General features: G+C 69.2%; 11 protein-coding genes. 4 read left to right on the top strand and 7 right to left on the bottom strand.

The features are described 5' to 3' along the window. Positions 1–259: 259 nt before the first annotated feature. From A5681_RS25755 to A5681_RS25745, 4 genes are all read left to right on the top strand, one after another. Positions 260–1,036, top strand: a complete 777-nt coding sequence (locus A5681_RS25755; RefSeq protein ID WP_156738164.1) for a class I SAM-dependent methyltransferase — start codon at positions 260–262, stop codon at positions 1,034–1,036. Between the two features lie 92 nt (positions 1,037–1,128). After that, positions 1,129–2,598 carry an aldehyde dehydrogenase gene (locus A5681_RS25750; RefSeq protein WP_067282769.1) on the top strand — a complete coding sequence of 490 codons (1,470 nt, stop codon included), beginning with the start codon at positions 1,129–1,131 and terminating at the stop codon, positions 2,596–2,598. Positions 2,599–2,891: 293 nt separating this feature from the next. Continuing rightward, entirely contained in the window at positions 2,892–3,023 is a 132-nt protein-coding gene (locus tag A5681_RS28020) for a hypothetical protein (protein ID WP_264066823.1), read from the top strand. Positions 3,024–3,112: 89 nt separating this feature from the next. Further along, positions 3,113–3,679 (top strand): TetR/AcrR family transcriptional regulator, encoded by a 567-nt coding sequence (locus A5681_RS25745; RefSeq protein ID WP_067282789.1) that lies wholly within the window; start codon positions 3,113–3,115, stop codon positions 3,677–3,679. Between the two features lie 4 nt (positions 3,680–3,683). Here the strand turns inward: A5681_RS25745 and A5681_RS25740 are convergent, their stop codons facing one another. The 7 genes from A5681_RS25740 to A5681_RS25710 form a co-directional block, all read right to left on the bottom strand. Further along, on the bottom strand, positions 3,684–3,980 hold the full coding sequence (locus A5681_RS25740) for a hypothetical protein (RefSeq protein ID WP_046184624.1): 297 nt from the start codon (positions 3,978–3,980) through the stop codon (positions 3,684–3,686). After that, on the bottom strand, positions 3,977–5,470 hold the full coding sequence (locus A5681_RS25735) for a class I adenylate-forming enzyme family protein (RefSeq protein ID WP_067282765.1): 1,494 nt from the start codon (positions 5,468–5,470) through the stop codon (positions 3,977–3,979). The genes A5681_RS25740 and A5681_RS25735 overlap by 4 nt, the downstream gene beginning before the upstream one ends. A 60-nt stretch (positions 5,471–5,530) precedes the next feature. After that, a complete protein-coding gene (locus tag A5681_RS25730) occupies positions 5,531–6,307 on the bottom strand; it encodes a crotonase/enoyl-CoA hydratase family protein (protein WP_067282762.1) in 777 nt (258 codons plus the stop codon). A gap of 108 nt (positions 6,308–6,415) precedes the next feature. After that, positions 6,416–7,825, bottom strand: coding sequence for a WS/DGAT/MGAT family O-acyltransferase (locus tag A5681_RS25725; protein ID WP_067282758.1), 1,410 nt, complete (start codon positions 7,823–7,825; stop codon positions 6,416–6,418). 44 nt (positions 7,826–7,869) lie between these two features. Further along, positions 7,870–9,051, bottom strand: a complete 1,182-nt coding sequence (locus A5681_RS25720) for an alpha/beta hydrolase (protein WP_067282755.1) — start codon at positions 9,049–9,051, stop codon at positions 7,870–7,872. 188 nt (positions 9,052–9,239) lie between these two features. Further along, positions 9,240–9,908, bottom strand: coding sequence for an SAM-dependent methyltransferase (locus tag A5681_RS25715; RefSeq protein ID WP_067282752.1), 669 nt, complete (start codon positions 9,906–9,908; stop codon positions 9,240–9,242). 237 nt (positions 9,909–10,145) lie between these two features. Then, a complete protein-coding gene (locus A5681_RS25710) occupies positions 10,146–10,925 on the bottom strand; it encodes an alpha/beta fold hydrolase (protein ID WP_419866357.1) in 780 nt (259 codons plus the stop codon). Positions 10,926–11,015 lie beyond the last annotated feature (90 nt).

The raw sequence follows: 11,015 nt of genomic DNA, 5'->3' as shown, positions 1-11,015 counted from the left end.
TCAGCCTAGCCCGCTCCGATGTGCGCCTCGATGCGGTGACCATTCCCTTCACTTGCGCCCCACCGGCCCCGGCCCGGCAGGGACCGCTCGTTGTGCCCGCCTCGTAGCGACAGAGCGGCGGGGAAGGTGTATCGGCGCGACTTGTCGCTCGGAGGCGGGCACTTCGCGCCCCGCCCGGGCCGGGGGCGGGAGGGACGGCTGTGACGATCGCGGCTGGGCAACGACGAGCACCGGCGCTGCGTAGGGTTGGCCGGTGGCCGTGACCCCGGATCCCACCCGACTTTTCGCGCGGCGGGCCAGCCTGGCGCGCGCGTGGCGGCTGCTGTCCGAGTTCCGCTTCGAGCAGTCGGACCCGGCCCGGTTTTACGGCGCGCTGGCGGCGGACACCGCGGCGATGGTGAGTGATCTGTGGCAGGCCACGCACGGCGAGCGGCCCGCCGGCCGCACGCTGCTCGACGTCGGCGGCGGCCCCGGCTACTTCTCGGCGGCGTTCGCCGACGCCGGGATCCGCTACGTGGGCGTCGAACCCGACCCGAGCGAGATGCACGCGGCCGGGCCGGTACCCGCCGCGGGCGCCGCTAACTTCGTGCGCGCCTCCGGCATGGCGCTGCCGTTCGCCGACGACTCGGTGGACATCTGCCTGTCGTCCAACGTCGCCGAACACGTGCCGCGGCCCTGGCGGCTCGGCGCCGAGATGCTGCGGGTGACCAAACCGGGCGGGCTGGCCGTGCTCTCCTACACCGTCTGGCTGGGCCCGTTCGGTGGGCACGAGATGGGCCTGACGCACTACCTCGGCGGCGCGCGCGCCGCAAAGCGGTACGCCCGCAAACACGGGCATCCGGCGAAAAACAACTACGGGTCGTCGTTGTTCGCCCTGTCCGCCGCAGAGGGGCTCGAGTGGGCCGCCAGCACCGGGGCGGCGGTGGCCGCATTTCCCCGCTACCACCCCCGATGGGCGTGGTGGCTGACGAACGTGCCGACGCTGCGCGAGTTCCTCGTGAGCAACTTGGTGCTGGTCCTGCAACCCCAAGAGTGAAACGTGTTCTCGTTTCGCCTCGGCTTGGGTAGGGTGGCGCCCATGCGCGCCGGCGACGATGCAGCGCGGAGTAATGAGGAGGAGCGGCGCAGATGGCCGACAGCACGACGGAATACGACAAGCTTTTCATCGGCGGCAAGTGGACCGAGCCGTCGACCGACGAGGTGATCGAGGTGCGTTGCCCCGCCACCGGCGAGTACGTCGGCAAGGTGCCGCTGGCGGCGGCCGCCGATGTCGACGCCGCGGTCGCCGCGGCCCGCGCGGCCTTCGACAACGGGCCCTGGCCCACGACCCCTCCCAAGGAGCGCGCCGCCGTGATCGCCAACGCGCTCAAGGTGATGGAGGAGCGCAAGGACCTGTTCACCCAGGTGCTCGCCGCCGAGACCGGCCAGCCGCCGACCGGCGTCGAGACGATGCACTGGATGAGCTCGATCGGCGCGCTCAACTTCTTCGCCGGCCCGGCCGTCGACCAGGTCAAGTGGAAAGAGATCCGCACCGGCGGTTACGGCCAGAGCATCGTCCACCGCGAGCCGATCGGTGTGGTGGGCGCGATCGTGGCCTGGAACGTGCCGCTGTTCCTGGCGGTCAACAAGCTGGGCCCGGCGCTGCTCGCCGGCTGCACCGTGGTGCTCAAGCCCGCCGCCGAAACCCCGCTGAGCGCAAACCTTTTGGCCGAGGCCTTCACCGAGGCCGGCCTGCCCGAGGGCGTGCTGTCGGTGGTCCCCGGCGGGATCGAGACGGGGCAGGCGCTCACCTCGAACCCGAACGTCGACCTGTTCTCCTTCACCGGCAGCTCGGCCGTCGGCAAGGAGATCGGGAAGCGCGCCGCGGACATGCTCAAGCCGTGCACCCTCGAACTCGGCGGCAAGTCGGCGGCCATCGTCCTCGACGATGTCGACCTGCCCTCCGCCATCCCGATGCTGGTGTTCTCCGGGATCATGAACACCGGCCAGGCCTGCGTGGCCCAGACCCGCATCCTGGCGCCGCGCTCGCGGTACGACGAAATCGTGGACGCGGTAAGCACTTTCGTGCAGGCGCTGCCGGTGGGCCTGCCGACGGACCCGGCCGCCCAGATCGGTTCGCTGATCTCGGAGAAGCAGCGCGCCCGCGTGGAAGGCTACATCGCCAAGGGCATCGAGGAGGGCGCGCGGCTGGTCTGCGGCGGCGGTCGCCCCGAGGGCCTGGACAGCGGCTTCTTCGTGCAGCCCACCGTCTTCGCCGACGTCGACAACAAAATGACGATCGCCCAGGAGGAGATCTTCGGGCCCGTGCTCAGCATCATCCCCTACGACACCGAGGAGGATGCGATCAAGATCGCCAACGACTCGGTGTACGGCCTGGCCGGCAGCGTGTGGACCACCGACATCGAGCGCGGCATCGCCGTCTCAGAGAAAATCCGCACCGGGACGTACGGGATCAACTGGTACGCATTCGACCCGTGTTGCCCGTTCGGCGGCTACAAGAACTCCGGCATCGGCCGAGAGAACGGCCCCGAAGGCGTCGAGCACTTCACCCAGCAGAAGAGCGTCCTCATGCCGATGGGTCACACGATCGAGGGCTGACGCCCAACGCCCAAGCGCGCGCTCACCGCGGGATTTCGGCCGATTTCCCGCGGTGGGGGCGCGTTCGGCGTTTCGGCCTCGATGCCGGGGCCGGCGCGCCGGCCGGGCCGAAATTATGTAAAAAAGCATAGAAATCGGCTTGTGACGCACCCGACAACCGGCCGTCCCGACATCCCCTCAACCGCATTTTCCGTGCTTCCGGCGTTACATAGGGCATAAAACTTGCTTACTGGACCGCTGTCTTATATGCTTCTCAGCATAATCATGGTCGGCGCTTAGGCCGGGAGAGAATCATGTGGATCATCGAGCTGAACATCGGCGGCTATCAATTCACCCGCGAGATGCCCGACCTGAAGCGCCGGAGTTTCCGCTTCAGCCCGCGCAGCATGCATTGGCCGGTACTGCGGCATTCACACGCTGCATGACCTTGGCCACGGGAGGCACGAGAGTGGCGACCACGAGCGAATCAGTGCAGGATCTGACCCCGACGAAGCGCGGCGGCACGCGCAAGAAGATGCTGGCCAGCGCCGCCGAGGTGATGCGTGAGCGGGGCGCCGCGGGAGTGACCATCGACGCGGTGCTCGCCCGCAGCGGCGCGCCGCGCGGCTCCGTCTACTACCACTTCCCCGACGGCCGCAATCAAATCCTGATCGAGGCGCTGCGCTACTCCGGAGACTCGATCACCGCGATGATCGACGATGCCGCCGAGCAAGGCGCCCGCGTGCTACTGGGCAAGTTCGTCGAATTCTGGGAGCGGTTGCTGACCGAGGGCGGCTTCAACGCCGGCTGCCCGGTGGTGGCCGCGGCGATCGGCTCGGACGACGACGACGCCACGCTCTCCGCCGAAGCCGCCGCCATCCTGGGCCGCTGGTGCGCCGCGCTGACCCGGGCGTTCACCCACGACGGCTTCGACGAGCCGTGCGCGGCCTCGCTGGCCGTGATGTCGATCGCCTCGCTGGAGGGCGCCATCGTGCTGTCCCGCTCGACCGGCAGCATCGACCCACTGCGCCAGGTCGGCGAGCAGCTCGAATTCCTGATCAAGGCAAGGGAATTCGTGCTCCGCAACAACCTCGCGGAATAACTCCTCAGTCGCTGGCCGGCAGCGGTTTGACTTCCTTGAGCTGCAGCGCGGTTTGGCCGACGCTCAGGCTCCCGGCGCCCGGCTTGGTCACCAGCACCTCGGCGCCGGTCTCGTCGACGTAGCGCTTGCCCATCACGGTCCCGTCGGCGAAAGCGGGGTCCAGCTCGCCGGAACGCTCGGCACCGATCGGCACCATCGGCGCACCGCCACAACGCAAGTCGTCGAGGCTATCGGCGCTCCTGACGACGATCACCTGCGTGTCACACACCTGGCTGGCCAGGCGGGTTCCGTTCTTGATCATGCACGTAGCCCTTCTAGCATCTCGATGATCTCCCGGCGAAGAACCTTGCCGGTGGGGGTCGTGGGCAGCTCGTCGCGAAACACCACCCGGTCCGGGGTTCGCGACCCGCGCAAGCTCTTTCGGACATGCTCGCGCAAATCCTCGGGATCCGGTTCGGCACCGGGGCGGGGCACCACCACCGCGACGATCGCCTGGCCCCACTGCGGATCCTCCACGCCGACCACGGCGACGTCCCGGACGTGCGGGTGCTCGACCAACACCTCTTCGAGCTCGGCGGGCGCGATGTTCTCACCGCCGCGGATGATGGTGTCGTCGCTGCGCCCACCGATGTACAGGTAGCCGTCCTCGTCCAGCATGGCGATGTCTTTGGTTGGGAACCAACCGTTTTCGTCGAGGACCGAGCCGATCCCGGTGTAGCGCCCGGAAACCTGCTCGCCGCGGACGAACAGCTCGCCGGTTTCACCGGGTCCGAGCACGTTGCCGTCCTCGTCGCGAATCTCGATCTCGATGCCGGGCACCGGCTGCCCGACCGACGCCAGCCGCCTGGCGACCTGCGGCGTCTCCGCGGCCTGCGCGGCCCGATGGTCGTCGGGGGTCAGCACCGCGATCGTCGAGCTCGTCTCGGTCAGGCCGTAGGCGTTGACGAAGCCCACGTCGGGCAGCAGTTCGAGGGCGCGGCGGACCAGCGGCAGCCCCACCTTGGAACCGCCGTAGGCCAGGTTGCGCAGCGACGGCAGCTCATGGCCCTCGGTCTCCAGCGCGGCGACGATGCGGTCCAGCATGGTGGGCACCACGGTCGCGGTGGTCACGTTCTCCGCCTCGATCAGCCGAACCCATTCTTGCGCATCGAAATTCGGGAGGTACACCATCTTGCGGCCGGCGTACAGGTTGGATAGGGCGGCGCCCACCCCGGCGATGTGATAGGGCGGCACGCAGATCAGCGCGGCGTCGCTCTCGGCGGCCGATTCGAATTCCACCGTGCCGGTCACGTAGCTGGTCAGGTTGTTGTGCGACAGTTCGACGGCCTTGGGTTGCGACGTGGTGCCCGAGGTGAACAGCACGATCGCGACCGAATCCGGGTCGGGGAATTCCGCCGCCGGCTCGCTCTCCCGTGCGGCCGCCAAGAACTCATCTGTGGTCATCAGCCGGCCGGAGGCGTCGCCGACCATGTCCCGGTAACGCTCGTCGACGATCACCAAGGGCTCGGGCAGGCGCGCGATCAGCGCCTGGAGGCCGTCGGCGGACAGCCGGTAGTTCAGCGGGGTGAAGGGCAGCCCGGCACGCGCGGCGGCGAAAATGAGGACCGGCAGCATGGCGCCGCCGGTGCCCACATACGCGACGTGCTTGGCGCCCGAGCCCGCGATCACGCCGGCGCCACCGTCGGCCAGATCGCTGAGCTGCTGCGTCGTCAGCCGCGCGTCCCCGGAGACCACCGCCGTGCGGTCGGGATTGCTCGACGCGGCCATCTCGAGCAGCAGCGAAATGCTCATCCTCGATCTTCCCGGTTCCTCAGCGGTTTACAAAACTACGCCATAGTGTAACTCGGCCGCTTACGTGCCGGTCCAGCGCGGTGGCCGCTTCTCGGCGAAGGCGATCGCGCCCTCTTTGGCATCGTTGGACGCGAACACCGGCGCCAGCAGCTTGTTCTGCTCGGCGAACATGTCCTCGGGGCTCCAGCCGCGGGACTCGACGATGATCCGCTTGGTGGCGGCCACCGCCAGCGGCCCGTTGGCGGCGATCTTCTCGGCCAGGGCGATCGCCTCGTCGAGCGCCTTGCCCGGCTCGGCCAACACGTTGACCAGCCCGAGCGCGTGGGCGCGCTCGGCGGGCAGGTTGTCCCCGGTCAGCGCGAGCTCCATGGCGATGGCCGACGGGATGCGCTGCGGCAGCCGCAGCAGGCCGCCGCCCCCGGCCACCAGCCCGCGCTTGACCTCCGGGATGCCGAAGGCCGAATCCTTGGAGGCGACGATCAGGTCGGTGGCCAGGGCCAGCTCGGTGCCACCGGCCAGGGCGTAGCCCTCGACGGCCGCGATCAACGGCTTGGCGGGCGGGCGCTCGGTGAAGCCCATGCCGCGGCCCTCGACGATGGGCAGCTCACCGCGCGCGAAGGCCTTGAGGTCCATGCCCGCGCAGAACGATCCCCCGGCGCCGGTCAGGATGCCCACCGAAAGACCGGTGTCGCCGTCGAGCCGGTCGACGGCCTCGGCCAGGCCGTTGGCCACCGCGGCGTTGACCGCGTTCTTGGCCTTGGGCCGGTTGATCGTGATGATCAGGATGCGATCCCGTTGTTCGACCAGGACTTCGGGTTCGCTGGCTTCTTCGCTCACGGCCGCACAGCTCCTTCGGGTAGGGGTGGCTGCTTATCCGAGACGATGGTAACGGTCGGCGGAAATGGCATTGGCACCAGCCGAGAGTCGCGTTTCCGGCGACGACCCTCAGGCTGGCGCCATCGCGGCCTCGACGATCGTCAGCTCTTCGGAAAGCCCTGCGGCCCTGCGGATTTCGATGAAGTCAGCCACCATGGCCTCGGTCACTTCGTGCGGGTCCTTGAGCGTTGCGCCGTCGGACAGCACCGAGATGTTGAGCTGGTCCACGTAGCTCCACACCGTGATGTTGAGGCCGCTGCCGGCGGTCAACGGGCCCACCGAGTAGATCTCGGTGACCAGCGCGCCGCCCACCCGGCCCCGCTCGCGGGGACCCGGCACGTTGGAGATGTTCAGGTTGAGGATCTTGTTGTGCCCGTCACGGCCGGAGGCCCACCGGAAGAAGGCCTGCGTGGGCGCGGGCGGCATGTAGGCCGCCCAGCGGCTGACCAGCTCCGGTCCCATCAGCTGGTTGCTCTCCTTGGCCGCGATCGCGTTCTCGTGGCTGCAAGCCACCCGCTCCAGCGGATCGTCGGAATCGGTCGGCAGGCCCACGAGCACACCGGTGAAGCGATTGCCGGAGATCCGCTCCGGCGAGAAGTCGAAGCTCATCGGCACCGACGCCAGCAGCGGAACGGCTTGGCCGTCGTAGCGCAGCTGCAGGGTGCGCAGCGCGCCGGTCGCCATGGCGAGCACCATGTCGTTGATCGTCGCGCCCAGCCGCTTCCCGGTCTCCTTCACGTCGGCGAGCGCCAGGGTGGCGGTGGCGAACCGGCGCTCCGGGGTGATCTTGTGGTTCATGAAGGTCGGCGGCGGTTCGAACGGCCGGCTCAACTCCGGTGACAGCTTGCGCGAGCTGCGGCGCACCCGGCCCAGCCCCTGGGCGGTGTAGCGAATCGTCGCGGGGATCCGCCCGACGTGGCGCAGGTGGTCGGCGAACGCCGAACCCATCAGCTGACCGGTGCTGGGCGGCGGGTCGGACACATACGGCCCGCCCTCGGGACCGGGCTGCAGGTCCATGCCGCGGGCCATCAGGTTGGCCGAGGCGACCCCGTCGGCGAGCGCGTGGTGAATCTTGCCGACCACCGCGATCCGGTTGTTCGCCAGGCCTTCGACGAAATACATCTCCCACAGGGGGCGGCTGCGGTCCAGGGGCGTGCTGGCGATGCGCCCGATGGCCTCGTCCAGTTCGCGCCGTCCGCCCGGCGCGGGCAACCGCCACGGGCGGATGTGGTAGTCCAGGTCGACATCGCAGTGCTCCCGCCACATCGGGTGGTGGAGTTTGAAGGGGATCTCGACCAGCTGGTAACAGAAGGGCTCCAGCTTGCCGAGGCGGCCGCGGATGACTTCGCGGAACGCGTCGATACCGAAGTCCAGGCGATCGGAATCGAGTTCGATCACAGCGGCTTTGATCGTGTGCATGTGCACGTTCGGCGTCTCGCTGTACAGCAAGACCGCATCCCACCCGCTCAGCCGTTTCACCGCTGCCCCTTACCCATAAAGGGACCATACTCAGCGGCGGCGGTTCAGATAACCTCTTTGGCCGCGTTTGTCTTGGTGCGGTAAACCTGGTTGAGAAACAGCGAAGTCGCGTGCGCCGCGGCGCCCGCCCGTTCCCCGTCGATCAGGTCGTAGCCGTGCCCGGCGCCGGGCAGCTCCAGGTAGCCCACCATCGAATGCGAGACCGCGCGCATCCGGTCGACGAAGCTGCGCGCCTGCTCGACGGGAATGACGCTGTCCTTGCTGCCGTGAATTACCAAGAACGGCGGCGCATTTCGATGCACGCGCGCCATCGGCGACGCGTCGCGGAACACCTGGGGGTGGCGGTCCATCCGGCGTCTGACCACGACCCGCTCCAGGAAGTCGACGAACCGGTCGCGCTCGGGGGTGGACCGGTCCTCCCAGTCGTAGCGACCGTAGATGCCGACCACGGCGTCCACCGAGGTGTTGGCCCCTTCGGGCAGCTTCGCGTGGTACTGCTCGTCGTCGGGGGTGAGCCCGGCCAGTGCGGACAGGTGGCCGCCGGCGGAACAGCCCGCCACCGCGACGAAATCGCGGTCGCCACCGAACTTGTCGACGTTTGCGCGCGCCCATGCAATCGCCGTCTTGACGTCGATGATGTGGCGCGGCCAGCGGTGGTGCGGGGCGACACGGTAATCGATCGCCAGGCAGACCCAACCCTGCTCGGCCAACCGGGACATCAGGGCCGAGCCCTGGCCCATGGCCTTGCCGTGCACCCAGGCGCCGCCCGGGACGAAGATGAGCACCGGCGCGGGTTGCGCGGGCAGGTCCTTGCGGCGCCAGACGTCGAGCACCTGTGCGGGGTGGTCGCCGTAGTGGACCGCGCGGCGGTGGAGGTAGCGGCGCTGACGCATCGCCTCCCAAATCGGGGGCGTCCGTCCAGCCGTGGGCCATTCCAGCTCCAGGTCGGCGGCCGACACGATGCCCCGCAGCGCCGCGATGGAGAGGTCCTGGAGGCTGGCGTCGTCACCGCGGATCGATTCGGCGGCGTCCTTCGCCTGACGCGGCTTGGTCATTCCGGAGAGGAAGTCGGGGGCGTGCCGGGCTCCCCAGATGCCCATCGCGGTGAGGCCGCCCAGGGGCTCGAGGTGCTTGCCGACCACCGGCAGCGAAGCACCCGCGACGCTCAAGGCCAGCGCGTAGTCGCCGGGACGCGCCCGGAGCAACCATTTCGCGCACGAAGTCATACTCGGCCTCCTTGCCGTCGTGTTAGGGCAGCGTACCCCCGGCGCCAAGTCCGAAACTGACGTTTGCGTCGACCCATCGTCCGACATCGGAAAGGCGCCCGACATATGGTTGCCGCATGCCGATTCGACGAGCTCGCAGCGGTGACGGAGTTTGCCGGCTGGAGGCGCCAAGGCCGGTCGCGACACGCTCACATGGCGGCCAGGCATGCGAGGACGCGGTCGCCGATCAGGCGGAAACCGGTCAACGTCAGGCCGACCTGCGCGGCGAGTGCTGCGGCGCTGTCAACGCCGACCGACGCCCACCGGAACCAGGGGCCGACCTCACACGCGGACTCCAGCCGGACCCAGCGCGACCGGATGCCGATGTTCTCGGCGTCGAACTCGGCGACACACCGCCCGCCCCGCGCCAGGAGCTCGGCCGCCCGCCCGAGGATGCGGCACGGGTCTCCACCGAGGCCGACGTTGCCGTCGACCAGCAATACCGTCTGCCACAGACCCATGCCGGGCAGCGGGTCGAACACGTCGCCCAGCAGGGCCGGCGCGCCGCCGCGCCCCGCCAGCCGGATCGCCGCCACGGAGCGGTCGATGCCCAGGGCCGGTATCCCCCGCTGAATCAGACGGGCCACCAATCGGCCCGGGCCGCAACCCAATTCGATCGTCGGCCCGGTGCACATCTGGGCGACGGCTTCGTCGAAGTCTTCGTCGAAGGCGTCCTCAGATCCATCACCGGGACATACATCGTCGGGACATCGCACCCCCAACCAGCGGTGCGCCGGGAGCGGCCGCAGCTCCCCGTCGTCGTGGCGAATCCAACATCGCTCGCCGCCGAGCGCCTGATCGTAGAGATGACCCAGCATTCACGTCCCTCGCGTCCTGCCCGACCGGGCGACCCATGCTCGGTCCCGGTGAGGGACGTTGCGACGACGCACCAGCAACAGCCTGCACGCTGACGCGTGCCGCGCTCGCCAGCATTCCACCGATACCCCGATCTTTGTTCGGCTAATCCACCGCCTTTGGTGTACGCAACAGGGAGCGGAATGGTTCAGTGTCGAACCGATTCGGCAGAAGCCGCCTGGCACAGGGGTTCTCACGGATCAACCGCGGTCGCCGAACAGGAAGGCGCCGAGTACGGCGTTGACGCGGGCGGGGTCTTCCAGCGCCGCGAGGTGCGCGATGCCGTCGAGCACGCGAAACGACGCGCCGGGGATCGACTCCGCCATGGTCCGAGTCTCGGTGACCGGGAAGGTGGCGTCCTCCGCGCCGGCGACCACCAGCACCGGGGCCAAGATGGTTCGCAGCAGCGCGTGCTGGTCGGGCCGGGCGGGGACCACGCTGCGGACCGCCCAGCGGGCCGAATCGATGTCGACCGCCCGAAGGCTGGCGCGCACGGTCGCCACGACGTCCGGCCGGGTTCGCAGCGTCGTCGGGCCGAGGAACGCGCGCAGGGCCGACCGCGTCAGCGGGGGCCGGATGCCGCCCAGCACCGCCGCCGCGCGCAGCATGGCCGTGTATCTCGCCTTCTGGACGGCGCCGGCCTTCGACGCCGTGCAGTTCATCAGCACGGCACGGTCGAGGCGATCGGGGTGCCGGGCCGCGAACGTGGCGCCGATCATGCCGCCCCAGGAATTACCGACGAAGTGAGCCTTGTCGATGCCGAGCCCGTCCAGCAGGTCGACGACGCAGCGCGCGCAGTCGGTGAACGTGAAGGCCGACCGGAGCGGCTCGCTGCCGCCGTGGCCGGGCGGATCGATCAGCACCAGGCGGTGGCCGGCTCCGAACTTCGCGGCCTGCCCGGCCCACAGGTCCCCGGTCATCAGGAGGCTGGGCCACAACAGCACCGCGCGGCCGGTGCCCGGGCTGACCTGGACGCGGATCTTGCCGAGCGTGGTGTCGACGAACCGCGCAGTGAGCCTCGGGGCGTTCCCGGTCACGTTGCCTCCCCAGGGTCTGAGCCGTCCGATCGG

It is taken from the genome of Mycobacterium scrofulaceum (genome assembly GCF_001667885.1).
Taxonomy (GTDB): Bacteria; Actinomycetota; Actinomycetes; order Mycobacteriales; family Mycobacteriaceae; genus Mycobacterium; species Mycobacterium scrofulaceum_C.
This window is presented reverse-complemented; position numbering and strand designations above follow the sequence as displayed.

Bases quoted from the DNA above. Each gene is read 5' to 3' on its own strand.
- A5681_RS25750 (WP_067282769.1), top strand. From the start codon at position 1,129: ATGGCCGACAGCACGACGGAATACGACAAGCTTTTCATCGGCGGCAAG.
- A5681_RS25720 (WP_067282755.1), bottom strand. From the start codon at position 9,051: ATGACTTCGTGCGCGAAATGGTTGCTCCGGGCGCGTCCCGGCGACTAC.
- A5681_RS25735 (WP_067282765.1), bottom strand. From the start codon at position 5,470: ATGAGCATTTCGCTGCTGCTCGAGATGGCCGCGTCGAGCAATCCCGAC.
- A5681_RS25745 (WP_067282789.1), top strand. From the start codon at position 3,113: ATGCTGGCCAGCGCCGCCGAGGTGATGCGTGAGCGGGGCGCCGCGGGA.
- A5681_RS25740 (WP_046184624.1), bottom strand. From the start codon at position 3,980: ATGATCAAGAACGGAACCCGCCTGGCCAGCCAGGTGTGTGACACGCAG.
- A5681_RS28020 (WP_264066823.1), top strand. From the start codon at position 2,892: ATGTGGATCATCGAGCTGAACATCGGCGGCTATCAATTCACCCGCGAG.
- A5681_RS25715 (WP_067282752.1), bottom strand. From the start codon at position 9,908: ATGCTGGGTCATCTCTACGATCAGGCGCTCGGCGGCGAGCGATGTTGG.